The 25,922-nt window shown below is 69.2% G+C and carries 25 protein-coding genes and 1 riboswitch; of the genes, 8 read left to right on the top strand and 17 right to left on the bottom strand.

The genetic code is table 11. The features are described 5' to 3' along the window. Window positions 1-52: 52 nt before the first annotated feature. The 7 genes from QMO76_RS27175 to QMO76_RS27145 form a co-directional block, all read right to left on the bottom strand. The gene (locus QMO76_RS27175; RefSeq protein WP_306364177.1) at window positions 53-1,090 is read right to left on the bottom strand and encodes a ferrochelatase; all 1,038 of its coding nucleotides are present in this window, start codon (window positions 1,088-1,090) and stop codon (window positions 53-55) included. A 28-nt stretch (window positions 1,091-1,118) separates the two neighbouring features. Beyond that, complete coding sequence (gene inhA / locus QMO76_RS27170; protein WP_306364176.1) at window positions 1,119-1,955, bottom strand: NADH-dependent enoyl-ACP reductase InhA; 837 nt, start codon at window positions 1,953-1,955, stop codon at window positions 1,119-1,121. Window positions 1,956-2,016: 61 nt separating this feature from the next. Continuing rightward, window positions 2,017-2,733 carry a 3-oxoacyl-ACP reductase FabG1 gene (gene fabG1, locus QMO76_RS27165; RefSeq protein WP_143981143.1) on the bottom strand — a complete coding sequence of 239 codons (717 nt, stop codon included), beginning with the start codon at window positions 2,731-2,733 and terminating at the stop codon, window positions 2,017-2,019. A gap of 50 nt (window positions 2,734-2,783) precedes the next feature. Next, entirely contained in the window at window positions 2,784-3,794 is a 1,011-nt protein-coding gene (locus QMO76_RS27160; protein WP_306364175.1) for a VWA domain-containing protein, read from the bottom strand. Further along, window positions 3,791-4,759, bottom strand: coding sequence for a DUF58 domain-containing protein (locus tag QMO76_RS27155; protein WP_306364263.1), 969 nt, complete (start codon window positions 4,757-4,759; stop codon window positions 3,791-3,793). Before QMO76_RS27155 ends, QMO76_RS27160 begins: the two co-directional genes overlap by 4 nt. A gap of 30 nt (window positions 4,760-4,789) precedes the next feature. After that, window positions 4,790-5,971, bottom strand: coding sequence for a MoxR family ATPase (locus QMO76_RS27150; protein ID WP_306364174.1), 1,182 nt, complete (start codon window positions 5,969-5,971; stop codon window positions 4,790-4,792). 207 nt (window positions 5,972-6,178) lie between these two features. Next, complete coding sequence (locus QMO76_RS27145) at window positions 6,179-6,556, bottom strand: hypothetical protein (RefSeq protein ID WP_306364173.1); 378 nt, start codon at window positions 6,554-6,556, stop codon at window positions 6,179-6,181. Window positions 6,557-6,919: 363 nt separating this feature from the next. Here QMO76_RS27145 and QMO76_RS27140 point away from each other — a divergent pair, with 363 nt between their 5' ends. Then, window positions 6,920-7,825 carry a M23 family metallopeptidase gene (locus tag QMO76_RS27140; RefSeq protein ID WP_306364172.1) on the top strand — a complete coding sequence of 302 codons (906 nt, stop codon included), beginning with the start codon at window positions 6,920-6,922 and terminating at the stop codon, window positions 7,823-7,825. 156 nt (window positions 7,826-7,981) lie between these two features. Here QMO76_RS27140 and QMO76_RS27135 read toward each other — a convergent pair whose 3' ends face one another. Then, window positions 7,982-8,206 carry a hypothetical protein gene (locus QMO76_RS27135; protein ID WP_306364171.1) on the bottom strand — a complete coding sequence of 75 codons (225 nt, stop codon included), beginning with the start codon at window positions 8,204-8,206 and terminating at the stop codon, window positions 7,982-7,984. A gap of 20 nt (window positions 8,207-8,226) precedes the next feature. Between QMO76_RS27135 and QMO76_RS27130 the strand changes: the two genes are divergently transcribed. The 3 genes from QMO76_RS27130 to QMO76_RS27120 all read left to right on the top strand — a co-directional run bounded on the left by QMO76_RS27130 (window position 8,227) and on the right by QMO76_RS27120 (window position 10,711). Further along, the gene (locus tag QMO76_RS27130) at window positions 8,227-8,430 is read left to right on the top strand and encodes a VOC family protein (protein ID WP_372342101.1); all 204 of its coding nucleotides are present in this window, start codon (window positions 8,227-8,229) and stop codon (window positions 8,428-8,430) included. 146 nt (window positions 8,431-8,576) lie between these two features. Beyond that, window positions 8,577-8,748: riboswitch (cobalamin riboswitch) on the top strand. A 157-nt stretch (window positions 8,749-8,905) separates the two neighbouring features. Continuing rightward, window positions 8,906-9,907: a methylenetetrahydrofolate reductase gene (locus QMO76_RS27125; protein WP_306364169.1), complete on the top strand. Its 1,002-nt coding sequence runs from the start codon at window positions 8,906-8,908 to the stop codon at window positions 9,905-9,907. Between the two features lie 63 nt (window positions 9,908-9,970). After that, window positions 9,971-10,711: a trans-aconitate 2-methyltransferase gene (locus tag QMO76_RS27120; RefSeq protein ID WP_306364168.1), complete on the top strand. Its 741-nt coding sequence runs from the start codon at window positions 9,971-9,973 to the stop codon at window positions 10,709-10,711. Here the strand turns inward: QMO76_RS27120 and QMO76_RS27115 are convergent, their stop codons facing one another. Continuing rightward, window positions 10,712-12,136, bottom strand: a complete 1,425-nt coding sequence (locus QMO76_RS27115; RefSeq protein WP_306364167.1) for a short-chain fatty acyl-CoA regulator family protein — start codon at window positions 12,134-12,136, stop codon at window positions 10,712-10,714. It lies immediately after the preceding gene. Window positions 12,137-12,291: 155 nt separating this feature from the next. Here QMO76_RS27115 and prpD point away from each other — a divergent pair, with 155 nt between their 5' ends. From prpD to QMO76_RS27100, 3 genes are read left to right on the top strand one after another with little or no spacing between them, the layout of a single operon-like run. Further along, on the top strand, window positions 12,292-13,794 hold the full coding sequence (prpD, locus tag QMO76_RS27110; protein WP_306364166.1) for a 2-methylcitrate dehydratase PrpD: 1,503 nt from the start codon (window positions 12,292-12,294) through the stop codon (window positions 13,792-13,794). Next, window positions 13,794-14,708, top strand: coding sequence for a methylisocitrate lyase (gene prpB, locus QMO76_RS27105; protein WP_306364165.1), 915 nt, complete (start codon window positions 13,794-13,796; stop codon window positions 14,706-14,708). The genes prpD and prpB overlap by 1 nt, the downstream gene beginning before the upstream one ends. Continuing rightward, window positions 14,705-15,895, top strand: a complete 1,191-nt coding sequence (locus QMO76_RS27100) for a bifunctional 2-methylcitrate synthase/citrate synthase (protein ID WP_372342093.1) — start codon at window positions 14,705-14,707, stop codon at window positions 15,893-15,895. The genes prpB and QMO76_RS27100 overlap by 4 nt, the downstream gene beginning before the upstream one ends. A gap of 66 nt (window positions 15,896-15,961) precedes the next feature. Here the strand turns inward: QMO76_RS27100 and katG are convergent, their stop codons facing one another. From katG to QMO76_RS27080, 4 genes are all read right to left on the bottom strand, one after another. After that, window positions 15,962-18,166, bottom strand: coding sequence for a catalase/peroxidase HPI (gene katG, locus QMO76_RS27095; protein ID WP_306364163.1), 2,205 nt, complete (start codon window positions 18,164-18,166; stop codon window positions 15,962-15,964). 30 nt (window positions 18,167-18,196) lie between these two features. Beyond that, window positions 18,197-18,601: a Fur family transcriptional regulator gene (locus QMO76_RS27090; RefSeq protein ID WP_372342100.1), complete on the bottom strand. Its 405-nt coding sequence runs from the start codon at window positions 18,599-18,601 to the stop codon at window positions 18,197-18,199. A 90-nt stretch (window positions 18,602-18,691) separates the two neighbouring features. Continuing rightward, the gene (locus QMO76_RS27085) at window positions 18,692-19,456 is read right to left on the bottom strand and encodes an arginase family protein (protein ID WP_306364161.1); all 765 of its coding nucleotides are present in this window, start codon (window positions 19,454-19,456) and stop codon (window positions 18,692-18,694) included. 56 nt (window positions 19,457-19,512) lie between these two features. Beyond that, on the bottom strand, window positions 19,513-20,112 hold the full coding sequence (locus QMO76_RS27080) for a helix-turn-helix domain-containing protein (RefSeq protein ID WP_306364160.1): 600 nt from the start codon (window positions 20,110-20,112) through the stop codon (window positions 19,513-19,515). A gap of 118 nt (window positions 20,113-20,230) precedes the next feature. Here QMO76_RS27080 and QMO76_RS27075 point away from each other — a divergent pair, with 118 nt between their 5' ends. Continuing rightward, window positions 20,231-21,400 carry an MFS transporter gene (locus tag QMO76_RS27075; protein ID WP_306364159.1) on the top strand — a complete coding sequence of 390 codons (1,170 nt, stop codon included), beginning with the start codon at window positions 20,231-20,233 and terminating at the stop codon, window positions 21,398-21,400. Window positions 21,401-21,796: 396 nt separating this feature from the next. On the opposite strand, the gene QMO76_RS27070 is transcribed toward QMO76_RS27075, so the two are convergent. The 4 genes from QMO76_RS27070 to QMO76_RS27055 all read right to left on the bottom strand — a co-directional run bounded on the left by QMO76_RS27070 (window position 21,797) and on the right by QMO76_RS27055 (window position 25,696). After that, window positions 21,797-22,318, bottom strand: a complete 522-nt coding sequence (locus QMO76_RS27070) for a hypothetical protein (protein WP_306364158.1) — start codon at window positions 22,316-22,318, stop codon at window positions 21,797-21,799. 51 nt (window positions 22,319-22,369) lie between these two features. Next, window positions 22,370-23,425, bottom strand: a complete 1,056-nt coding sequence (locus QMO76_RS27065; RefSeq protein WP_306364157.1) for an alpha/beta hydrolase family protein — start codon at window positions 23,423-23,425, stop codon at window positions 22,370-22,372. 212 nt (window positions 23,426-23,637) lie between these two features. After that, window positions 23,638-24,192 carry a hypothetical protein gene (locus QMO76_RS27060; protein WP_306364156.1) on the bottom strand — a complete coding sequence of 185 codons (555 nt, stop codon included), beginning with the start codon at window positions 24,190-24,192 and terminating at the stop codon, window positions 23,638-23,640. 535 nt (window positions 24,193-24,727) lie between these two features. Next, on the bottom strand, window positions 24,728-25,696 hold the full coding sequence (locus QMO76_RS27055; RefSeq protein WP_306364155.1) for a hypothetical protein: 969 nt from the start codon (window positions 25,694-25,696) through the stop codon (window positions 24,728-24,730). Window positions 25,697-25,922: the final 226 nt, after the last annotated feature.

The following is a 25,922-nucleotide window of genomic DNA, read 5'->3' as shown; positions in this document are numbered from 1 at the left end:
GTGCCCGTCGTGGACTAGTTCACCCGGTCCACGACGTGCGCGACCGTGCGGCTCAGCGGCGAGCGGGCGGCTCACAACAACCGGGAACACACGGGTCGCCGTTCCTGTTGCAGCCCAGGGCGGTCACCGCGCCCAGGCGCACGGGCTCGGCCCCACTCCGGTACTCCTCGACCAATGCGGCGACCATTTCCGCGAAGCGCGGATCGGTACCGGGCGTGGCGGCGCGTGCGAACGCCATACCGTGTTCGGCCGCGCGAGCTTCGGCCTCATTGTCCAGATCCCAGATCACCTCGAGGTGATCGGAGACGAAGCCCACCGGGCACACCACCACCGCGTCCACCCCGAGTTCGCGCAACGCGTCGAGGTGGTCGACGATATCCGGCTCCAGCCACGGCACCTGCGGCGGCCCGGATCGCGACTGCCACACCACATCGAAATCGTCGACACCGGTCGCCGCCGCGGCCAGCCGGGCCGCCTCGGCGACCTGCGCGCTGTAGAGGCCGCTCGCCCCCGGCGGGCCGGAGGCATTGTCGGCCGAGGTCGGAATGGAATGCGCGGTGAACACCAACCGCGCCCGATCCCGCCGGTCTTCCGGCAATTCGCCCATCGCCGCCCGGATGCCGTCGGCGACGGCCGCGATGAACAGCGGATGGTCGAAGAACTGGCGCAGCTTCACCAGCTCCGGCGCGTCCGCGACCGCGGCCCGCGCCCGCGCGATGTCCTCGTGATACTGGCGGCAACCGGAGTACCCGCCCCATGCCGAGGTGGGAAACACCAGCGCCGAGCGGATGCCGTCCGCGCGCATGCGCTCCACGGTCTCCTCGATCATCGGATACCAATTCCGATTGCCGAAGTACACCGGCAGTTCGATGCCGCGCGTGGCGAATTCGGCCTCGATCGCCTTGATGATGTCGCGATTGAGCGCGTTGATGGGCGACACCCCGCCGAAGTGCAGGTAGTGCTCGGCCACTTCGGCGAGGCGCTCGGGGGGTACTCCCCTGCCCCGAGTGACGTTCTCCAGGAACGGCATCACGTCCTCGGGGCTTTCCGGGCCACCGAAGGACAGCAAGAGCAGTGCGTCGACAGCCACGGACCCTCCTCGCCTATCGAAACGCGGCCTAGTCGCCGAATCCGTCCGCGGGGAACCAGGTGTTGTGCGACGCGCCGCCGTCCACGTAGATGATGGAGCCGGTGGTGCCGGGCAGCCAGTCCGAGAGCAGCGCGGCGATGGACTTGGCGACCACGGTCGGATCGTCCACGTCCCAGCCGATGGGCGACGCGCCGTCCCAGTAGGTGTTGAGCATGTTCAGCTGCTTGGCGTCATCGGTGGCGGTGCCCGCGATGGCCTTGGCGGCCAGGGTCTTGATCGGGCCCGCGGCAATGAGGTTGGAGCGAATCCGCTTGGCCTCGCCCACTTCCCGCGCCACGTACCGGTTCACCGACTCGAGCGCCGCCTTGGCCACACCCATCCAGTTGTAGTACGGCATGGCGGTGCGCGGATCGAAGTCCATGCCCACGATGGAGCCGCCCTCGTTCATGACCGGCAGCACGGCGCGGGCCAGGGAGGCGTAGCTCCAGGCCGAGATCTCGAATGCCTTGGCCGCGTCCGGGCCGGGGCCCTGCAGGAACGGCACGGCCTCCGGACCCATGAGCGTCTTGGGCGCGAACGCGATGGAGTGCAGCACGCCGTCGATGCCCTCGGGAGCCAGTTCGCGCAGCTTCGCGGGCAGGTCGGCGAGATTCACCTCGTCGGTGACATCGAGGCCGATGGCCGGGGGCACCTCCTGCGGCAGGCGCTTGGCGATCCGGTCGATCAGCCGCAGCCGCTCCGGAATACCGGTGATGATCACCTTCGCCCCCTGCTCCTGCGCGACCCGGGCCGCGTGGAAGGCGATCGACGAATCGGTGATGATGCCGGTGATGAGGACGGTCTTTCCGGCGAGCAGTCCACTCATGGGTTGGTCGGTTCTCCTCGTTGACAAGTATTGCTGGCCTGTGGGATCGGGAAGGGCAGGCTCAGTGGCCCATGCCCATGCCGCCGTCGACGGGGATGACGGCGCCGGAGACGTAGCGCGAATCCTCGGAGGCCAGGAAGCTGATCACGGCGGCGACGTCCTCGGGCTGGCCCAGGCGCTGGAGCGGGATGAACTTCTTGGCGGTATCGCGCAGATCATCGGGCAGCTCGGCGGTCATATCGGTCTCGATGAAACCGGGTGCCACCACATTCGCGGTGATATTCCGCGAACCCAGCTCGCGGGTGACGGAACGAGCAAGCCCGATCACACCGGCCTTGGAGGAGGCGTAGTTGATCTGGCCGGGGCCACCACCGAGACCGACCACGGACCCCAGGAAGATCATCCGCCCCCACTTGGCCCGCAGCATGGCGCGATTCGCGCGCTTGGCACAGCGGAACGCACCGGTGAGGTTGGCGTCGATGACGCGGGTGAACTGCTCCTCGCTCATCCGCATAAGCAGCGTGTCGTCGGTGATGCCGGCATTCGCGACCAGCACCTCCACCGGACCCTGATGCTGTTCCACCTCGGTGAAGGCGGCGTCCACCGACTCACTGTCGGTCACATCGCATTTCACGCCGAAGAGACCCTCCGGCACCCCCGACCCACGATGGGTGACGGCCACCTTGTGTCCGTCGGCGAGCAGACGCTGTGCGACCGCGAGTCCGATGCCGCGGTTACCGCCGGTCACCAGTACCGACCGGGAAGTGAAGTTCGACATATGAGTCAACCTATCTGTTCGTCGTGATGGCTCGGTGCGCGGTAGGCGAATTACGGCAGGCGCTGACGATAGACCAGAGCCGTCACGACGCCGGCGGCGGTCACCAGCATGCCGAGGATCAGCCACGGTCGGCTGGCATCGCCCATGGTCATCTCGTAGCCGATCTGCTGCTCCAGGGTGTCGTACACCTGGTTCAGCTCCTCGAGGCTGGAGGCGGAGTAGAACTCGCCACCCGACAGCGTGGCGATCTCGTGCAGCGAATCGTCGTCCACGGGCACCCGCACCCGCTGTGCGCCGGTACCGTCCTGATCCGGGATCTCGACCGTGCCCCAGGTGGTGCCGAAGGAGATGGTCGAGACCGGGACGCCCTTCTCCTTCGCCAGCCGCGCCGCCGTGAAGGCGTGCCGGGGATTGTCGACGTCCTTGTCGTCGGGCACGGTCTGCTTGCCGTCGGACATGAGCACGATGCGCGCGGGCGGCGGCGTCTCCGCGCCGCCCAGCACCGCGGCCAGGGTGTCGATGGATTGCAGCGCGGTGAGAATGCCCTCGCCGGTGGCGGTGCGCTCGGACAGCTTGATGCTGTCGATGGCCGCCTTCACCGCCTCACGTTTGGTGGTCGGCTGCATCTGCACCGAGGCGGTACCGGCGAAGGTCACCAGGCCCAGATTGATGCCGGGGGTGAGCCCGTCGGCGAATTCCTTGGCCGCCTCCTGCGCCACCTGGAGACGGCTCGGTGGCACGTCGGTGGCCTCCATGGACAGCGAGACGTCCATGACCAGCACCACGGTGGCCCGGTTGCGCGGCACCTTCTGCGCCGCGGTGGGTCCGGCCGCCGCGACCGTCAGCGCCGTGAGGCCGACCAGCAGCAGCGCGATCGGCACGTGCCGCCCGACCCCGGGCCGTTTGGGCGCGACCTTCTCCAGCATCTCCATATTGGAGAAGTTCATGAGGTGGCGTTGCCGCCGCCGCTGCGCCACCACGTAGCCCAGCGCGAACGCCGCCACCACGAGCAGGAAGAACAGCCAGCCGACATGTTCGAAATTCGAGAGTGAGAAAGTCACTGGCGCGGCACCCGCCCGGAGTTCGGGGCGCCGAAGGTGTGGCGCCGGGTGGACACGAACCGGACCACGTCGGCGATCCAGTCCCGGTCGGTACGCAGGGGCATCACCGGCGCGCCGCATCCGCGCAGCGCGGCCTCGACCTGTTGGCGGTGATGCTGCGCGGCGCGCGCGTAGTCGGCGCGCAGGGTGGGGGTCACGCTGAATTCGCGGGTGCGCCCGGTCTCCGGATCGTGCAACACCACATCGCCGACGTCGGGCAGTTCCAGATCGCGCGGATCGAGGATCTCGACCCCGAGCATATCGTGGCGGGCCGAGATGGCGCGCAGACTGCGCTGCCAGTCGATTTCGCCGAGGAAGTCCGAGATCACCACGGCCAGGCCGCGTTTGCGCTGCGGACGGCGCAACGACTCGATGGCGCCGCGCAGATCACCGCGCACCCCGTCGCGGGCGTGCGGGGTGGTGGCGATGGTGCGCAGCATGGACCGCGCGTGAATGCGCCCGGTGCGGGCGGGAATTCGAATGAGCCGCTCGCCGTTGGCGACCACCGCGCCGATCCGGTTGCCGCCGCCGCTGGTGAGGTGGGTGACCGCCGCCGCGGCGGCGACGGCGAGATCGCGCTTCTGGCACAGCGCGGTGCCGAAGTCCAGGCTGGCCGACAGGTCGATCACGAGCCAGGTCTCCAACTCGCGATCGGCCACCATCTGGCGCACGTGCGGGTGGGTGGTGCGGGCGGTCACCGACCAATCCATCTGCCGCACATCGTCGCCCGGCTGATACATGCGGGCGTCGCCGGGTTCGGAGCCCGGGCCGGGAATCAGGCCCAGGTGGTCACCGTGCAGCACGCCGTCGAGGCGGCGGCGCACGGTGAGTTCGAGGGTTTTCAGCGCCGCCGTGAGTTTCGGGTCGTCGAGACTGCCCGACCGAAACGAGGGCGGAGCGTGGGAGGTGCCGCTGGGGTTCGACATCGTCACGGGCGCAACCGGTTCCGTGGTCGCCTACTTCGACTGCGGCTGGCCCGCGCCCGACATCTGGCCGTTGGGCGGCTGCGGCACGGGGGGATTCTGCTGCGGCGCGCCCTGCGGCCCCATACCGGGCTGCGGCGCGGGCATGGGGGTCTGCGGGCTGCCCGGCGCGACCGCCTGCGGGGCGACCTGCGGCAGGCCCACGGTTTGCAGCACGCGGCGGATCACGTCGTCGGGGCTGACCTCGTCGGCGAGCGCGTCGTAGGAAAGCACCAGCCGGTGCCGCAGCACATCCGGCACCACCTCGACCACGTCCTGCGGCACCACGTAGTCGCGGCCGCGGATCAGGGCCACGGCACGGGCGGCGGCGATGATGCCGAGGCTGGCGCGCGGCGAGGCGCCGTAGGCGATCCATCCGGCCACGTCGTGCATGCCGAAGTCGGCGGGCTTGCGGGTCGCGGCGATCACCCGGACCACGTAGTCGACCAAGGCGTGGTGCACGAAGGTGTTGGCGGCCAGCTGCTGCAGGCGCACCAGCTCGGTGGGTTCGAGGATGCGCTTGGGCTCCGGCGGGGTGACACCCATCCGGTAGATGATCTCGCGCTCCTCCTCCACCGACGGATAGTCCACGACCACCTTGAACAGGAAGCGGTCGCGCTGCGCCTCGGGCAGCGGGTACACGCCTTCGCTCTCGATGGGGTTCTGCGTGGCCATGACCAGGAACGGGTTCGGCATCGGGTAGGTCTTGCCGCCGATGGACACGTGCCGCTCGGCCATCACCTCGAGCAGGGCCGACTGCACCTTGGCGGGTGCGCGGTTGATCTCGTCGGCGAGGACGAAGTTGGCGACGACCGGACCCAGCTCGGTGTCGAACTCCTCCTTGCCCTGCCGGTAGATGCGGGTGCCGATGAGGTCGGTGGGCACCAGGTCGGGGGTGAACTGCACGCGGGAGAAACTGCCGCCGACCACCCGGGCGAAGGTTTCCACGGCGAGGGTCTTGGCGATACCGGGTACACCCTCGAGCAGGACGTGTCCGCGCGCGAGCACACCGACGAGCAGGCGTTCGACCAGCCGATCCTGACCGACGATCACCCGCTTGACTTCGTATATCGCCTTTTCCAGGGTCTGGACATCGCGCTCGAGGGTGCTGGGTGCCGACGGCGACTCCTTCACCGTACCTACCGCGTTCACACCATCACTCGAAGTCACCAACATCCCCGCTTTCGCCTCGGTCTTGTGCGTGCTTGTCCCAACTATTCCAGGTATCTCGCGCCGATGCCGCACCCGGTTCGAGAAGAGTCGCCGATTCTTGTGAATCGATGGCCTCGGGTGCGCTCGGGACCGGTGCCGATCGACAGCCGAACCCGGTTGGAATTCGGCTGAGTTCCACCGGCCGCCGACGCCATGTTCTCAGGCGGATTCTCAGGCCGCCGAACGGGTGGCTTCGACGCGGCCGGTGATCCGGATGCGCGAGCCCGCCAGCACACCCGTGTACGTCCGGCGGCCGTGGGTGCGCTCGACAGCGGTGGTGGATTCGGTGAGGCGCAGCGCGGCGGCCCACTGGCACAGCTGGCGCTCGGTGGTTTCGGGCTGGTCGCGCGGCGCGACCCGGCCGCGGAACTCCACCTCCTGCTGGTCGGCACAGGGCAGCGAGTAGACGCCCTGGTGCCAAACCCACACCAGCGGTGGGAGTTCCACGCCGGTCTCGGCCACCGCACGCGCGTTCACCGCAGCCGAGATCGCGTCGGCGACCTCCATCGTGAGCGAAATCGTCTGCGTCTCGGTCGGATGGCACGTCATGCCGGGCACGGTCTCACCGATGCGCGCGAAATGCCTGTCACCGCAAGGTGCGCGTGTCCCGACGAGCGGCGTCGGCCGGTGCTCACCCGCACCGCAACACCTCCTGATCACCGACGACGGGCTGCACCGCGGGTGTCGCGGCGGCGGGTCCGGCCGCCGCGCCGGACGAGAGTCGGCGCAAGCCGTCGGTGCCGCGACGAATCGTGACCGTCGCGAATGATGTTCGTGGTTTATCGAAAACATGGAGAAATGGCGACAGAACGGTCACGCGTGGGTACAGTTTTCGACACGTTCCCACACCGGACCGCCAGCGTCGGTGACTCCGGAGTTCGGGCGCTGTCGCTGATCTACCGAGGACGTGCTGTGTCGCTGCATCGAGAGACCTCCGGTTCCCTTTCCGTCCAGGACCTGCTCGGTGCGGTCGAGGCCGGAACATCCACCAGTCACCGCGCCGACTCGGTTTCGGGCGGATACGTCAGGGCCGTCGCGGGCGTGGCGGTGGCGGCGGGCGCGCTGCTGACCACGGTCGCGCAGCTGGCTCCGGCCGCCGCGGTCGCCGCTCCCCCGACGCCGGTCGATGAGGCCGAGCCGGTCGCCGATCCGGTTCCGCCGGACATCGAGTCCGCACCCGAGCTGCTACAGGCCGCGGTCGACGCCACCGTCGCCGCGGTGACGAATCAAATGCCGCCCGCCCCAACCGAAGTCGTCCCACCCGCGGAACCCGCTCCGGTGGCCGAACCCTTCGGTTTGGCCGGTCTCCCGGCCGAGATCGCCGCACCGCTGGCGCAGGCCGAGCAGACCATCAAACAGCTCCAGCAACAGTTCGCCCCCGCAGCACCCGCACCGGCGCCGTTCATCGCTGCCCCCGCCGTGCTGCCGGTGGGCGGTCAGATCAGCTCCGGTTTCGGCAGCCGCTGGGGTGCGTTCCACTACGGCGTCGACATCGCCGACGCGCTGGGGACGCCCATCCACTCGGCGCTGGGCGGCACGGTGGTGGAGGCCGGACCGGCCGACGGCTTCGGGCTCTGGGTCCGCGTGCTCCAGGACGACGGCACCACCGCCGTCTACGGCCATGTCAACGACATCTACGTCGCCGAGGGGCAGCGCGTGAACGCGGGCGATGTCATCGCCACCGTGGGCAATCGCGGCCAGTCCACGGGCCCCCACCTGCACCTGGAGATCTGGGACCAGCACGGCAACAAGATCGACCCGGTGTCCTGGCTCGCCGCCAAGGGCGTGCTCATGGAACAGCACTGGGGCGCGCACTGACCGCAGCTGTTCCGCGCCACCCGAACCACACCGCGCCACCTTGCTCGCACCCGCGCCACGTCAGTGAACTGCGGCAGGGCCGCGCCGGTGAACTGCACCCGCACCGCGTCGGTGGGCTGCGGCAACGCCATGTCAGTGAACTGCGGCAACGCCACGTCAGTGAACTGCGGCAGCGTAGCGCCGGGCGAGGCGGGTGCAGGCGGCGGCCAGCGCAGGCGGTCCGATCACCTCGAAGTCGGCGTCGAATCGTGCGATGGCGGCCGCCAAGCCGATCCACGACCAGGACCCCAGGGTCAGGTGGCAGCGGTCGGCGGTCAGACGCGTCACGGTGCCGTCGTGAACGTGCGGGGCGATATCGGCGATCGCGCCGGTGAGGATCACCTCGCCGACACACGCCGCACCTGGGCCACGACCGGGGTGAGAACGCCTTCTTCGTCTCCGTGCGCGGCACCGCGGTCGAGGAGATCGCGGGGTATTGGGAGGGACTGTCGGACGGGGCCCATATCGTGGTTCCGCTCGGCCCGGCGGCCTGGTCACCCGGCTACGGGATGCTGACGGACCGTTTCGGCGTCACCTGGGTTCTCGACGTCGAGAACGGGTCGTAGCGGCGCAGCGCGCACCGCTCGGCGTGGCGGATACGAACGATTCCGCTATATTCACGGTCGCAGCTGGTTCGCCGGAGGTGGAGTCGAGGAGCCCCTTATCCACCCGATGGCGTCGAGCCCGGGTCGCGCGTCCGCGCGGACCGAGGTGAAGAGGGAACCCGGTGGGAATCCGGGACTGTCCCGCAGCGGTGAGTGGGAACGACGGCCGTCACAGACACTGGGCGCGAGCCCGGGAAGCGACGGCCGGTAGGTCCAGCCCCCGGCCTCCGACGCCGGGGTCGACCCGGGTCGGGTCGGCGCCCACGAGTCCGAAGACCTGCCGGTTGTGCCGGGTACGCCGTATCCGGCGGCCGTCGCCTCGTGGATCGGGCGCTACGCCGAGTGGGACCCGGGCACGGGATGATGCTGCAGGGGCTCCGCTGGCGTGCGTTCGGTGCGGGTGGCGGCCATCGGCTGTCTACCTCACGAGGCGACTATGTATTCCCCCTCCGAACCGGGGCTCTCAGGCGCGGGGCGTCCCGCCCGGATATCGCCGATCACATCCGGCGTTCCCTCGGTCGTGCAGAGTCTGCGGCGGCACGCGGGGCCGCGGGTGCCCTTCTCCGTCGAGTTCAATCCGCCGCGCGACGCCGCCGGCGAGGCCCGGCTGTGGCGGGCGGTGCGCGAATTCGAGCGGATGCACCCGGCTTTCGTGTCGATGACCTACGGGGCCGGTGGTTCCACCAAGGACCGCACCGCCCGCATCACCGGCCAGCTGGCGCAGCAGACCACCCTGCTGCCGGTCGCGCACCTGACCGCCGTCGGCCACAGCGTCGCCGAGCTGCGCGCGCTGGTGGGCTCCTACGCCGATTGCGGAATCCGCAATATCCTGGTGCTGCGCGGCGATCCGCCCGGTGACCCGCTCGGTGAGTGGCACCGGCACCCCGAGGGCGTCGAATACGCCGAGGAGCTGGTGCGCATCGTGCGCGATCTCGGCGACTTCCACGTCGGCGTCGCGTCCTTCCCGCAGGGGCACCACCGCTCCCCCGATCTGGATACCGACACCGCCTTCCTGGCCGCGAAACTGCGTGCGGGAGCGGATTACTCGATCACCCAGATGTTCTTCGACGTCGAACACTATCTACGGCTGCGGGATCGGGTGCTGGCGGCCGATCCGGTGCAGGGCGCCAAGCCGATCATTCCGGAGCTGATGCCGATCACGTCGATGCGCACCGTCGCGCGCGCCGAGGAACTCAGCGGCCGCGCACTGCCCGCGGCCGTCCTGGACCGGCTGCGCCGGGCCGCGGGCGACGGCCCCGAGGAGAACCGCGCCGCGGTGCGCGAGGCGGGCATCGAGATCGCGACCGACATGGCCCAGCGCCTCATCGACGAGGGCGCGCCCTGCCTGCATTTCATCACCCTCAACTTCGCCAAGGCGACCACCGAGGTGCTGACGAACCTGGGCTACGAGGTCACCGCCGCCCCGCTGAGCGCCTGACGGTCGGCGGGGCCCGGGTGGGCTAGCCTGCATGCCGGTATCCGATACGACAGCGGAGGTCTCGTGAACTGGGAAGCGTGGCAGCGGAGTTGGGACCGGCAGCAGGAGCTGTACCTGCCCGATCGCGAGGAGCGGTTCCGGGTCATGCTCGACGTGGTGGAGGCGGTGGCCGGGAAGTCGCCGCGGGTGCTGGATCTGGCGTGCGGGACCGGCACCATCTCCCGGCGGCTGTTCGCCCGCCTGCCGGAGGCGACGTCCATCGCGGTGGACCGTGATCCCACCCTGCTGGCGATGGCGCGCGGCTCGTTCGAGGGCGATGCCCGCATCTCCTTCGTGGTCGCCGACCTGGAGGAGCCCGGGTGGACACGAGCGCTGCCCGCCGGTGCCTTCGACGCGGTGCTCACCGCCACGGCACTGCACTGGATGCAGCCGGATCCGTTGCGCCGACTGTTCACCGACCTGTGTCCGCTGCTGCGGCCCGGCGGGGTGTTCGTCAATGCCGATCACCTGCCGGATCCTGAGACGCCGCTGCTCAATGCCATCGACGAGACCATCCAGCACGCCCATCAGGAGCGGGCCCGCGCCGAGGGCGCGCACGACTGGGACCAGTGGTGGGCCGAGGTGGCCGCCGACCCCGCGCTGGCCGACGAGTACGCCGCCAGCCGGGCGATCTTCGACCGGCGGCGGCCGGGCGTCCCGCAGTCGCTGGACTGGCACCTCGCCGGGCTGCGCGAGGCCGGATTCGCCGAGGCCGGGACGGCATGGCGATCCATCACCGACGCGATGGTCGTCGCCGTCCGCTGATCACGCCGTGGTGGACGGCACGTACGGAATATTCAGTGAGCTGTTGTCGTCCACCCGGATCGGCCGGCCCAGTTGCGGGAAGGCGCGCTGGGCGCAGTCGGTGCGCTCGCAGACCTTGCAGCCCGCGCCGATCGGCACGGCCGCACTCGGATCGTCGACGGGCAGCGCGTGAGAGTAGACGAGTTTGTCCGCGTAGGCCAGGTCGCAGCCCAGGCCGATGGCGAAATCCCGTTTCGGGGAAAGGTATCCGGGCGACTTCTCGTCGGTGGTGCGGGCCAGCCACAGGTAGTTGCGTCCGTCGGGCATCTTCGCGATCTGGGTGCGGATGCTGCCCGGGGTGGCGAATGCCTCGTGCACCACCCACAGCGGACAGCTGCCGCCCACCCGGGAGAAGTGGAATGCGGTGGCGGACTGACGTTTCGAGATATTGCCGGCGCGGTCGGTGCGGACGAAGAAGAACGGCACCCCGCGACTGCCGGGCCGCTGCAGGGTGGACAGGCGGTGGCAGACGGTTTCGAAACCGACCTCGAACTTGGCGGCGAGCAGTTCGATGTCGTAGCGCAGCGCTTCGGCGGCCGTCCAGAACTGCGTGTAGGGCAGGATGAGCGCACCGGCGAAGTAGTTGGCCAGGCCGATCCGCAGCAGTCCCCGCGAATGCTCCGGCATGGCGTCGGCCTCGTCGATGAGGTCGGCGATGACCGCGCCCTGGGTGAGAAAGGCCAGCTGCGTGGCCAGTTGGAAGGCCCGCTGCCCGGCCGTGAGCCGTCGTGCCAGGGTCAGCACCCGGTCGTTCGGGTCGTACCTGCGCTTGGGTCCGGGGTGGTTCGGGTCGTCGCTGCGGATCACCACCGCGATGTCGAACCGCTCGCGCAGCAGCCGGGTCAGCTGCAGGTCGAGCCCACCGAGGTTGAAACCGTTGCGCGCGAACAACTCCTCGGCCGCGGTGTCGAGTTCGGGGATGTGGTTGCGCCGGTCGTAGAAGTAGTCGCGCACATCCTCGTAGGGCATGGCCGTGGCGGATTCGCCACGGCCGCCGTCGATTTCGGCGGAGAAGCGCTCCAGCTGCTCGGTCGCCCCGCGCAGTCGGCGATGCAGGGAGACGAGCAGGCGCGCCGCCGCGGGCACCCGGGCCACCAGATCGTCCATCTCCGCGGTGGTGATGGCGGCGCCGTCGGGATCCTCGGCGAAGACGTCCTGGAGGTCGGCGATGAGCCGGGCGTCGGTGTCGGCGGCGAAGAAGCCCATATCCAGATCGAAGCGGGAATTCAGGCGCAGCAGCACCGGCACCGTCAGCGGCCGCTGATCGTGCTCGAGCTGGTTGATGTAGCTCACGGATAGCTCCAGCGCCTTGGCCAGCGCCGACTGGGAGAGTCCCCGCTGTTCCCGGAGCGTGCGCAGTCGCGCGCCCGCATACATCTTCTGCATGCCCTCAATCTAGCAATCCCAGATTTCCGCAACTTTCACAATTTCACAGCCGCGCTTACACAAAAATAGGCATTTGCGGGGGATTTCCATCGCGTCCCGGGCTGTATAGCGTGCGAAATTACCGCCGACCATCGAAGCCTGGGAGGGCCCCGACCGTGAAGAACCATCTCGTCCGCACCCACCGCTCCGCGGAGAACTTCCCCCGGGAGGAGCATCTCGCGTGGCGGATCGCCGAGGTGGCCGCCGATGCCGTGGAGGTTGCCCCGGAGACGGAGGAGATGATCGTCAACCGGATCATCGACAATGCCGCCGTGGCCGCGGCCGCGATCACCCGCCGCCCCGTCGCCAATGCCCGCGCCCAGGCGCTGGCCCACCCCTACCAGCCCGGTGCCACCGTCTTCGGCGTCGACGGCCGCTGCTCACCGGAGTGGGCCGCCTGGGCCAATGGTGTCGCGGTGCGCGAACTCGACTTCCACGACACCTTCCTGGCCGCGGAGTACTCGCATCCCGGTGACAACATCCCGTCCATCCTCGCGGTGGCGCAGCATGCGGGACGCTCCGGCCGCGATCTGATCCGCGGTCTGGCGACGGGTTACGAGATCCAGGTCGATCTGGTGCGCGCGATCTGCCTGCACGAGCACAAGATCGACCACGTCGCCCACCTCGGCCCGTCGGCCGCCGCCGGTATCGGCACCCTGCTCGGCCTCGACACCGAGACCATCTACCAGGCCATCGGCCAGGCGCTGCACACCACCACCGCCACCCGCCAGTCCCGCAAGGGCGAAATCTCCAGCTGGAAGGCATACGCCCCCGCCTTCGCCGGAAAGATGGCCGTGGAGGCCGTGGACCGCGCCATGCGTGGCGAGGGCGCGCCGTCTCCGATCTGGGAGGGCGAGGACGGTGTGATCGCCTGGCTGCTGGGCGGCCCCGACCGGGAGTACTCGGTGCCGCTGCCCGGTCCGGGTGAGCCCAAGCGCGGCATTCTCGACACCTACACCAAGGAGCATTCGTCCGAGTACCAGAGTCAGGCCCCGATCGACCTGGCATTCCGGCTGCGCGAGCGGATCGGCGACCTCGATCAGATCGCGTCGGTCGTACTGCACACCAGCCACCACACCCACTATGTGATCGGCACCGGTTCTCGCGATCCGCAGAAGTTCGATCCCCGGGCGTCGCGCGAAACCCTCGATCACTCGATCATGTACATCTTCGCGGTGGCATTGCAGGACGGCACCTGGCATCACGAGCGCTCCTACGCGCCCGAGCGCGCGCAGCGGCCCGACACCGTCGAGCTGTGGCGCAAGATCTCCACCGCCGAGGATCCGGAGTGGACGCGTCGCTACCATTCCACCGATCCGAACGAGAAGGCGTTCGGCGCACGCGCCGAGGTGACCCTGAAGAGCGGTGAGGTCATCACCGACGAGCTGGCCGCCGCCGACGCGCATCCGCTGGGCGCGCGCCCGTTCGCCCGCGAACAGTACATCGCCAAGTTCCGCACCCTCGCCGAGGGCGTGATCGAACCGGCCGAGCAGGACCGCTTCCTCGAGGTCGCGCAGCGCGCGGGTGCGCTGTCCGCCGCCGAGCTGCCCGAGCTCACCTTCACCGTGTCGGCGGATGTGCTCGCCCGCGCGCCCCGGTCGCCGCGGGGGCTGTTCTGATGACGGGCCTGCTCGCCGCCGCCACCTCTGCCGCCGACAAGCGCGCCGCCTTCAAGGCCGGACTCGCCTCGGGCCGTGTCCAGCGGTTCCCGGGAGCCTTCAACCCATTGGTGGCCAAGCTGATTCAGGAGATCGGCTTCGAGGGCGTGTATGTCTCCGGCGCGGTGCTCTCGGCCGATCTGGCGCTGCCCGATATCGGCCTGACCACCCTCACCGAGGTGGCCGGGCGCGGTCAGCAGATCGCCCGGGTGACCGATCTGCCGGTGCTCATCGACGCCGATACCGGTTTCGGCGAGCCGATGAGCGCCGCCCGCACCGTCACCGTCATGGAGGACGCCGGAATCGCGGGCCTGCATCTCGAGGATCAGGTCAACCCCAAGCGCTGCGGCCATCTCGACGGCAAGGCGGTGGTGCCCGCCGAGGAGATGGTGCGGCGGCTGCGGGCGGCCGTATCGGCCCGGCGCGACCCGAATTTCGTGATCTGCGCCCGCACCGACGCCGCCGGGATCGAGGGGATCGACGCCGCGATCGAACGAGCGCGGGCCTACGCGGACGCAGGTGCGGATCTGATCTTCACCGAGGCGCTGCACACCGCCGCCGAATTCGAGCGGTTCCGCGCGGCGGTGTCGATTCCGCTGCTGGCCAATATGACCGAGTTCGGCAAGTCCGAACTGCTGGCCGCCGAGGTGCTGGAGTCGATCGGCTACAACGCCGTCATCTATCCGGTGTCCACGCTGCGTCTGGCGATGTACGCCGCCGAGGTCGGGCTGCGGGAGATCTTCGAGCAGGGTACGCAGTCCGGCCTGCTGGACCGGATGCAGCATCGCAGCCGCCTCTACGAACTGCTGCGGTACGAGCGATACAACGAATTCGATTCCGATATCTTCAATTTCGCTCTGGAAGGGAAGCCATGAACACCGCATTACACGGCGATTCGGCGAGGAGCGGTGGCCGCGTGACGGGTGGGCCGGAGACGGCCGTCCCGACCATCTACAAGGGTCTCGCGGGCGTCGTCGTCGACACCACCGCGATCTCCAAGGTGGTGCCCGAAACCAATTCGCTGACCTACCGCGGCTACGCGGTACAGGATCTGGCGGCCACGTGCACCTTCGAACAGGTCGCGTACCTGCTCTGGCACGGCGAACTGCCGAACGACGCGCAGTACGCGTTGTTCTGCCAGCAGGAACGCGCCTCCCGCCGTGCCGACCGCTCGCTGCTGTCGCTCATCACGAAGATGCCCGACAACTGCCACCCGATGGATGTGGTGCGCACCGCGATCAGCTATCTCGGTGCCGAAGACCCGCTGGAGGACGACAACTCACCGCGGGCCAATCGCGCCAAGGCGCTGCGCATGATGGCGGTGCTGCCCACCATCGTGGCCGCCGACCACCGCAAGCGGCACGGCCTGGAACCCATCGCGCCGCATTCACATCTGGGCTTCGCCGAGAACTTCCTCAACATGTGTTTCGGCAAGGTGCCCGCGCCCGAGCTGGTCAAGGCGTTCGAGGTCTCCCTGATCCTGTACGCCGAGCACAGCTTCAACGCCTCCACCTTCGCCGCCCGCGTGGTCACCTCCACGCTGTCGGACATCTACAGCGCGGTCACCGCCGCCATCGGCGCACTCAAGGGCCCACTGCACGGCGGCGCGAACGAGGCCGTCATGCACCACATGCTCGAGATCGGCGATCCCGACCGGGCCGAGCAGTGGCTGCGCGCCAAACTGGCGCACAAGGAGAAGGTCATGGGCTTCGGCCACCGGGTCTACAAGAACGGCGATTCCCGGGTGCCGACCATGAAGCGGGCGTTGCTGGATATCGCCGCCGCCACCGACGGCGACATCTGGGTGCGGATGTACGACGCGCTGGAACGCACCATGGCCGCGGAGACCGGGATCGCACCCAACCTCGATTTCCCGACCGGCCCGGCCTATTACCTGCTCGGCTTCGATATCGAGGTGTTCACCCCGATCTTCGTCATGAGCCGCATCACCGGCTGGACCGCCCACATCATCGAGCAGGGCGAATCCAATGCCCTGATCCGGCCGCTGAGCGAATACGTCGGCGTACCACAGCGTTCCGTCGTGGGTTCCGTCGTGGCCTGAGGGATACGACGTCCGGTCCGGTCCCGCGGGACCGGACCGGACGTCGTGCCGCGACGCGCGGAGGCCTCAGGCGAGGTCGAAGCGGTCGTTCTCCATGACACCCACCCAGGCGGCGACGAAGTCGTCGACGAACTTTCGGCCCGCGTCCTGCTGGGCGTACACCTCGGCCATGGCGCGCAGCACCGAATGCGAGCCGAAGACCAGGTCGTTGGCGGTCGCCGTCCAGCGTTTCTTGCCGGAGGCGCGATCGACGCCCTCGTACACGTTCTCCGACGCGTCCGACGGCTTCCACTCGGTGTTGTCGTCGAGCAGGTTGACGAAGAAGTCGTTCGTCAGCGAGCCCGGGCGGTCGGTGAAGACACCGTGTTCGGAGCCGCCGTAATTCGCGCCGAGGGCGCGCATACCGCCGATCAGCACGGTCAACCGGGGAGCCGTCAGGTCGAGCATGTACGCCCGGTCCAGCAGCAGCCGTTCCAGCGGGGCCTTCTCACCGGAGCGCACATAGTTGCGGAAGCCGTCGGCGCGCGGCTCCAGCACCGCGAACGACTCCACATCCGTGTTCTCCTGGGTGGCGTCGGTGCGGCCGGGCGAGAACGGCACCGTGACTTCGTGCCCGGCGTCCTTGGCGGCCTTCTCGACGGCCGCCGAGCCCGCGAGCACGATCAGATCGGCGAGCGAGATCTTCTTGCCGCCCGCGGCGGAGCCGTTGAACTCCTCCCGGATGCGCTCCAGCACGGGCAGCACCCGCGCCAGTTCGGCGGGTTCGTTGACCTCCCAGTCCTTCTGGGGTTCGAGCCGGATGCGGGCGCCGTTCGCGCCGCCGCGCTTGTCGGTGCTGCGGAAGCTCGCCGCCGACGCCCACGCGGTCTTGACCAGCTGCGCCACCGACAGCCCGGAGTCGAGCACCGTGGCCTTGAGCGCCGCCACGTCCTGATCGTCCACCAGTTCGTGATCGACGGCGGGCACCGGATCCTGCCACAGCTGCGGCTCGGGCACCCAGGGACCCAGGTAGCGGCTGATCGGACCCATATCGCGGTGCAGCAGCTTGTACCACGCCTTGGCGAACGCCTCGGCCAGCTCCTCGGGATGCTCCAGCCAGCGGCTGGTGATCTCGCGGTAGATCGGATCCTCGCGCAGCGACAGATCGGTGGTCAGCATGGTCGGGGCGCGGCCCGGACCGCCGAACGGGTCCGGGATGGTGCCCGCGCCCGCGCCGTCCTTGGCGGTCCACTGCCAGGCCCCGGCGGGGCTCTTGGTCAGCTCCCATTCGTAGCCGTACAGGTTCTGCAGGAAACCGTTGCTCCACTGCGTCGGGGTGGAGGTCCACACCACCTCGAGCCCGCTGGTGATGGCGTCCTTGCCCTTGCCCGTGCCGTGCGCGCTCTTCCAGCCCAGCCCCTGCTGTTCGATCGGGGCGGCCTCGGGTTCCGGCCCGACCAGGTCGGCGTTGCCCGCGCCGTGGGTCTTGCCGAAGCTGTGCCCGCCGACGATGAGCGCGGCGGTCTCCTCGTCGTTCATGGCCATGCGGCCGAACGTCTCGCGGATATCGCGGGCGGCGGCCACCGGATCCGGCTGACCGTTGGGCCCTTCCGGATTCACGTAGATCAGGCCCATCTGGACCGCGCCGAGCGGACCGGAGAGTTCGCGGTCGCCGCTGTAGCGCTCATCGCCGAGCCAGGTGTCCTCCGGCCCCCAGAAGATCTCCTCCGGCTCCCACACGTCGGGGCGGCCGAAGCCGAAGCCGAAGGTCTTGAACCCCATGGACTCCAGGGCCACATTGCCCGCGAACACCAGCAGGTCGGCCCAGGAGATCTTGTTGCCGTACTTCTGCTTGACCGGCCACAGCAGGCGGCGGGCCTTGTCCAGATTGGCGTTGTCGGGCCAGCTGTTCAGCGGCGCGAAGCGCTGCGCGCCCTGCCCGCCGCCACCGCGCCCGTCGGCGATGCGGTAGGTGCCCGCGGCGTGCCAGCTCATGCGGATGAACAGGCCGCCGTAATTGCCGTAGTCGGCGGGCCACCAGTCCTTCGAATCGGTCAGCACCGCGGCCACATCCGCCTTCAGCGCCTCGACATCCAGCTTCTTGAACTCTTCGGCGTAGTCGAAATCCGCGCCGAGCGGGTTGGATTTCGAGGAGTGCGCGTGCAGCACCGAGACATCGATCTGCTCCGGCCACCAGTCCTTGTTGGTGCGCGGGCGGTGGTCGGTCTTGGGGGTCGGGGCCGGGATCGCCGGGTTCTCACTCTCGCTGGTGCTGTGAGTTTCGGATGTCACGACATTCCTTCCTGAAGGAGTGGGCTGCGATCAGGGGCGTCGGGCCGCGGCGCAGTCGGGGCACAGACCCCAGTAGATGACCTCGGCCTCGTCGATGGTGTAACCGCTGTCGTCGGACGCGGTCAGACACGGGGCCGCACCGACGGCGCAGTCGACATCGGCGATGGCCCCGCAGTTCCGGCAGACGACATGGTGATGGTTGTCGCCGACCCGCGTCTCGTATCGGGCCACCGATCCGGAGGGCTGAATGCACCGGATCAGGCCCGCGGCGGTCAGCGTGTGCAGCGAGTCGTACACCGCCTGGTGCGATACCGCCGACAGGCGGGCGCGGACGGCGCGGATGATGGAATCGGTATCGGCGTGCGGATGGTCGTGTACGGCACTGAGCACCGCGACCCGCGGAGCGGTCACGCGCAGCGAAACCCCCCGCAGCATCTGCTGGAATTCCGTGGCCGTGGGCACACCCAGAGTCTCGTCCGCTTTCTGGAACGAGTCAAGCAATCTGGCGGATCCGGAAATCCGCTGTCACTCGCGCTCCGCGCCGGGCGCACGGGTGTCGAGCAGTCCCGTCAGCGCGGCGATCAGATCCGCGCGCTCCGGGTACTCGTCCGGCTTCCAGGGACACGCGATATCGAGGGCCACGACCCGACCGGTGGCGATCACCCGCCGCACCGAGTCGAGCACGGCGTCGCGCGACGGACCGCCGGTCACCGGATAGAGCAGACCCGGAACCTCCTCGGCGGTGATCACGTCGACGTCGATGTGCAGCAGCACCGGCCCCTCCGGCATGGTGATGGCGTCGACCGCGCATTGCCGCACCGGCGCGGTCGACAGGTATGCCCGCTCACCGGGATCCAGATCGCGCGCGCCGACCAGCACCATCCGGTCCGCGGCGACCGGACGCAGGCCGAGCGGTTCGGCCATCAGGTCCGCGTGTGCCCCGAGCGCCAGCCGCAGCGACATGCCGCCGATATAGCCCGATGTCGACGATTCGCGCGTGTGCACGTCGCCGTGCGCGTCGAACCAGACGATCGCGGGGTCGATTCCGCGCCGCTGCACACCCGCCAGCGTGCCCAGGGCGACGGTGCAATCCCCGGACAGCACCACCGGCGTGCCCTCGACCTCGGCGACCGTGGCCGCCACCTCCCGGTAGAGGGCGACCAGTCGCTCCCAGACGGTGCCGTCGGGCAGACCGGGCAATACGGTCCGATAGCCCGGCCCCGGCATCGGGATGGTGTCGGGAGCGAGCGGTTCGTCTTGATGGAAGGGCACGAGAACAGGCGAGGACATGGAGCGACGCTAGACCCGAGCCCCTGCGGCCGCAATGGGTTTCGGATCGCCGGTCATCACGCGGACGTGGCCGGCCGTCCCGCGGCGCGGGCGCGGACGTGGATGCGTTCGCCGTGTTTGCCGAACAGGCTGAGCACTTCCACGCTGCCGCGCCCGGCCGCGCCGAACCAGTGCGGGATGCGGCAGTCGAATTCGGCCGCCTCGCCGACACCCATGACGAAATCGTGGTCGCCGAGCCGGACGCGCAACTGGCCGCGCAGTACGTAGAGCCACTCGTAGCCGTCGTGGGTGCGCAGGTACGGGGTGTCGTCGTGGGCGGGGATGGTCATCTTGTAGGCGCGCGGCTCGCCCTGGTGTCGCGACAGCGGGATCAGCACGCGGCCGTCCTTCTTGGTGGGCTGCTGCGGTATGCGCGGGTCGAGGATGCGCGGGGCGGCCACGATCTCGTCGAGCGGCACCCCGAGCGCCACCGTGATCGGCAGCAGCAGTTCCAGACTCGGCTTGCGCTGACCCGATTCCAGCCGCGACAGCGTGCTGGTGGACAACCCGGTCAGCCGGGCGAGCTCGGACAGGCTGTAGCCCTTCTGCTCCCGCGCGCTGCGCAGGCGCGGAGGGATCTGCTCGATCACGGCACCGACGCTGGGCTGTCCATCCATATGCCCAGTCAATCAATTCGTCCCGGAATCGGCAACAACCTTTGCCGATATCGCGGGCACGGCCCGATGCTCGGCTCGGACAACCACGACCACCAGGCTGCCCGCCGGGGTATACCTGTTGGGCTTCAGCCTGTTCGCCATGGGCAGCGCGGAATTCCTGCTGGCCGGAGTCCTACCCGAGGTCGCGACCGACCTCGACGTCCCCCTCTCCTCGGCCGGAATGCTCATCACCGCGTTCGCACTGGGCGTCGTCTGCGGCGGACCGCCGTTCGCGGTGCTCAGCCTGCGCTGGCCGCGCCGCACCGCGCTGGTGGCGACCCAGGGCGTCTTCGCCGTATCCATCGCCCTGGGTCTGTTCGGCGACTACACCGTGCTGCTGGCGTCGCGGGTGGTGGCCGGAATCGCCTACGCCGGATTCTTCGCCATCGCGTCGGTGACCGCGATCAGCCTGGTCACGCCGGATCGCACCGCCCGGGCATCCGGGGTGGTGGTGAGCGGACTCAGTGTGGCCATGGTGGCGGGCGGACCCGCGGGCACCCTGCTGAGCCACTTCACCGGCTGGCGCGGCGGATTCTGGGCCGTGGTGGTCCTGACCCTCGCCGGAATCGTCGGGTGCCTGATCGGAATACCCGCCAGCGCAAAGGCTTCCGCGCCGCACACCGGAGCCGCGGTGACGCGGGAGCTGGCCACGCTGCGCAAGCCCATGCTGTGGACGGTCTGGGCGGTGACCATTCTGACCACCGCGGCATACATGATCACGTTCAACTACCTGGCGGCCATGCTCGCCGAGATCACCGGCATGGCCGAGGTCTGGATTCCGGGCGTGCTCGCGCTCTTCGGGATCGGCGCGTTCGCGGGGCTGTCCATCGGCGGCCGGATCTCCGATCGGCGGCCGCATCTCGCGCTGGGCACCGGCGCGGTGGTGATCGCGCTGCTGTCGGCGCTGCTGGCCGTGACCATGTCGACGGCGTGGGTGGTGGTGCCGGTGGTCTTCCTGCTCGGAATAGCCGCCTTCGTGCTGAATCCCGCGCTCTACGGCCGGGTCTTCGCGCTCGCGGGTGACGCGCCGACGCTGGCGGGGGCCACCACGGTGTCGGCGTTTCAGCTGGGCATCAGCTGCACCCCGGTACTGGCGGCACTCACCCTCGCCCGCGGCGCAACGCTGACCTCGGTCTGTCTGATCGGCGCGGTGCTCGCCGCGGCCGCCCTACCGCTCATCCGGCTGGATCGGGCACGGCAGATCGCGGCGGCGCAGGTGCAACGGCGAGCGGCGGCCGACGCCGGATAACGATCCGCGCCGAACCGGTGAGCAGCGTCGAAGACCGACGCGCCGAGACCGAGGGCGTGGGCCCGGACAGCACCGACGGGAGGTGGACTTCGCGGTTGGGTTCTCCCGTCGGTGCCCGTATCCGTTACAGCGTCGGTCCCGCTGCGGGACGGGACCGCGGGCCGCCAGGGCATGCGGCCCGTGGGTCTGCCGATCAGCGAGCAACCTGCCAACCCTCGACACGCTGAGAGTTAGCGAAACGCGGTTCATGATCGGAAACCCGCTGAAAGCGTAGCGTTGTCGGCCCGGCAGACAAGACATCGCACGAGCGTTGGCACCGAATGTCATGGATTAGTGGCACTTCCGGTCATAGGTGGCCCAAAATTCGCCATACCCATGCGTTTACCGCGTCCGATATCAGCCGGGCACGCCGGTGCCGGGCAGCAAACTCCCCCGCCCGGCCAGCACCGCCTCATCGAACAATGCCTGATAGCTGTCCCGTGCCAGCCGGGCCACCGATCCGGGACGCAGATACGCGTCGAGCTGGTGGGCGGTGTGCACGAGTCGCACCGCCCACCCGCCCGCGCGCGCACCGGTGTAGAGCAGCCGACGCTCGATCTGATAGGCCAGATCCATACAGGCCGAACCGATTTCGGCATAGGCCCGCGCCTCCTGCTCCCACGCGGGCCGCCCGGCCGGGCCCACGGGTTCCACCACCGCCACGATCGCGGCCAGTTCGTCCACGGCTCGCCGCAGGCGACGTTCGTAGCGGACGAACCCGTCACGACCGGCCAGGCGGCGCGCGGTGATCGGTCCCTGCCGGTGGATGCGCTCGGCCTCCGCCGTCCGCGCGACTCCGCGCAGCGCGGCGGCGGGCAGGTCCCGCAACAGCCAATCCACCGCAAGCACCGCGTCGATTTCCGCTACCAGCATCGTCATCCCGCCTTCTGCCCGTGCAGACCTCACCGATAACCAGCACCGCTCGTACCGTCAGCCGATATTGGCGGAGAGGTCCGGAATCATCCGGTACGCCTCGTCCTGCCAGGTATTCCACGCGTGAATGCCGTACGCCGGGAACGAATAGGCGACATTGCCGCCACCCAGGGTCGCCATGCGCACCTGGAAGGAGCGCGTATTGGCCAGCGCCAGCGCCTCCAGCGCCATACCGTTGGCGGTGGCGATGCTCGGCGGGTCACCGGCGGTGGGGAGACCGCTCGCCGCGGCGATCCACAGGCGGGTGTTGTTGGCGATCAGATTGGGCGCGAAGACGAACGGGTCCATGCGCAGCCACTGCGGTCCCCACGGCGGGGCCATGGAGTCGACGTTGTAGCCGCCCGCGTCCAGCATGGCCAGGCGGATGGCTTCCCGCATACCGGGCGCGGAGATATTGAGGTAGCCGGAATAGGCTCCGGCGAAGCTGAACTGGTCGGGGTGGTAGGCCGCCAGGGTGAGCGCGGCACTGCCGCCCATGGACAGACCGAACACGCCGTTGCGGTACGGATTGAAGCCCAGCCGGTCGCGCAGCGCCCAGCGCAGGTCGCGGTTGATGAAGGTTTCCCATTCGTAGCGGTAACTCTTGCCCGGGCCACCCGAGAGGGTGTCGGTCACGCCGGAGCCGGTATTGCCGGAGCCGGTGCCCGCCGGGATGCCGAAGAATTCGCTCGGGGCGTTCCAGTCGGCGTAGAAGCTGGACTGGCCGCCGACCGGCATGACCACATTGATATTCCAGCTGGCCAGCACCTCGGCGACATTGGTCTCGATCTCCCAGCCGTTGAGATCCTCCCGCGCCCGCATCCCGTCCAGGGCGTAGACGACGCGGTTGGTATTGCCGTCGGCCGCGCGCAGCACCCGAGTCTTGATCGGGCCCATGGTCGGTGATTCCACCCAGAAGTCGAAGGCCGCGGGCGTGAACGCCGCCGTGGCCGTGGCCGCCGAGCCCACCAGGGCGATACCCGCGGACAGCAGCGCTACCAGCGCCAATGCCACACTCCGACAGCCGATACCGAACCATCTCACCGAATTCGACGCAGTGCGAGTCAATCGCATCGATGCCGACCCTTTCCCTCGTGCGGTCGCGAGACCACAAGGCACACAACCGGTCCCCGCACCGGAACGGAAGCGAGCACCAGGTGCTCGAGGAGGGTATCGGCAGCCTTTCGAGAAATGTTGCTATAAATTAGCCGAAAATCCTGTGCGGTCGATCACATCAACCCTTCAACGATCGTCCTCCGGGTTCGGACGCCAGGTCAGCCCCAGGATCACGATGGCGATGCCGAAGAGAACGCAGACCGGTTGCAGGATGCTGAACGTCCGGATGACCGCGATCTGCACGACGATGCGCAGTACCCAGGCGGCGGCCAGAGGCGGTCCTTGCCGCGTCGCGCGCGTAGCACGCGGACGATCAGCAGGACGAACACGGCACCGGACAGCGCGACGGCCGCCGCGAGTGCGAGGCAGACGCGGTCAGCGCCCGGCGCGCTCGGCGCGGACCGCACCCGGGTCAGCGACGGGGGCACCGCAGTGGTGCCGACGGTGAGGCGCGGCGGGGCCGTGTCATGCACGGGGCTCGCGCCCGCGTCGCCGACCCCGAGATGCCACAGCCGGTAATCGTCGGGAGCCGAGACCGCCTGCCCCGGCGTGAGATTCGCCCACGGACGGCGCGGCTCGACCCGCACCACATGCGTCGCGCCGTCCGGTACCGGGGCATCGTCGGGCATGGTGGGAATGACCACCTCGCCCGACCTCGTCAGCAGACACAGCATGGGAGTGGCCGGGCCGCCGTCGACCGAGACGTCGGCGACATAGGCCCTCATGGGCCGCTCCTCCCCCGCGGGCGCATACCGTCGATTCGTAGCGGCGCTGTTCATGGCACACCCCTGATATCGAAAAACACTCCTGTAATCCAGGATTCGACAAATCCAGCGGATCCGACAGAGTAGTTCCACACTCGGTTTCGGTGGACGATTGCCGCGCGGGACCGAAATCCCGGCCCGCACCCCCTACCCCGCGTAGCGGGCACGCCCGCGCCCGCCACCCGCCGCGTCCGCCGTGACGGCGCGATCACGCCGCAATGGCCGTCGTAGCGGTGGTCGCCCACGCAGCCGCGGTCGAAGTAGACGACGAACGGCCGTGCGAACGGGATCCGAGCCGGTCGGGGACGGCATTCGGGACATTGATCCAGGCAGTTGGAGGTTGGCAGCGGGGGCGGGTAGCGAAAGACCTCTCAGCGGAGGGTCTTTCAACCGTCACGAGGTCCGCCAGCGGGGACCGTGCCCGTCAGCGGAGCCGGAAACGTCAGCGGAGCCGGAAACGTCGGCGCGGCGGGAACGTCGGCGCGGAGCGTGCCCGTCAGCGGAAGGTGAGGGTTTCGGTCAGCGGTCGCCGCGCGGTCATGGCCGGACGTTCACCCTCGGCGACGCTGCCCACCCGCATCACCACCTGCGGCGTGGCCGCATGCGGGAGCAGGTCGGCGATGGCGCGGCGCGCTGCGGGCAATTCGGTCACGTGGGTGAGCGCACAGGTCGCCAGCTCGTGCGCCGTGCACTCCAGCAGTACGGCCGAGAGCGCCTCCCCGGTGTGCAGCCAGCGCAGCAGGGTGTCGTCGTGGGAACTCAGCACCACCAGGCGCGCGTGATCGGTGGCGGTGCGTCGGGGCCCGTGCTCGGGATGCCGGAACGACCGCGCGACGCCGACCCGGGCCTCTTCGCCCACGGAGGGCAGCGCCTCCGGCGGAACACCCGACGACATGCCGGAATGCCCCGCCCACCAATCCAATTCCGACCGGTACTGCATGTCGTAGCGTCGGGCGGCGGTGGCATGTCGGGACAGCTCGATCAGCCGCGAGCGGGCGTTGTCGTCCAGTACGTCGAGGGCGAGATCGTGCGGGGAGGCCAGGCCGCGCAGGGTGGGTGCCAGGGCGGCCCACCCCCGTGGCACGGCCAGGGGTAGCCGGTCGGTGTAGCGGCGGGCGATGGCCTCGGCCCGCGCCCGCACCGCCGCGGGCGGATCCGGCCAGGCGTGGAAGCGCAGGGTGGCCAACCGCTCCTTGCGTTCGGTCTCGGGGAGCCGGACCACATCGGTGTGCCAGCCGCGGGCGGCGAAGGCGAGCCGGGCGTGATGCAACTCGGCACCGCAGCTGATCGCCCACTGGCGGTGGTGCGGATCGGTGGCGGGCAGTCGGCGATCGAGATCGCCGTACAGGTGCAGATTGTGCCCGTCGAAGACCCAGCGCCACGGCTGGGTGTTGTGCACGGACGGAGCACGAGCGGCGAGCTCCAGCGCCGCTGTCACCGTCGACTGATCGGGAACGGTTGCCATCGTAGGTGAATCGCTGCTGCTCATACTGGTGAGTCTGGTCGCCTCCGGGAGCGGTCGGTACCGCCCTTCCGCCCCCAGCGGTGGGTCCATGGTCACTTCACGAGATCACGACTTGCCATTGCGCGCCGCGATCATGGTGGTCACGATCGCGGTAATGGCGATGAGCAGTGCGATGAGCACCGCCGCGGTGGGCCAGTCCATTGTCTCACTCCTTTCGATGGAGGTA

This window comes from Nocardia sp. CC227C, from assembly GCF_030767025.1.
Classification (GTDB): Bacteria; Actinomycetota; Actinomycetes; order Mycobacteriales; family Mycobacteriaceae; genus Nocardia.
The sequence above is the reverse complement of the archived record's forward strand: the minus strand, read 5'-3'. Positions and strand labels throughout refer to the sequence as shown.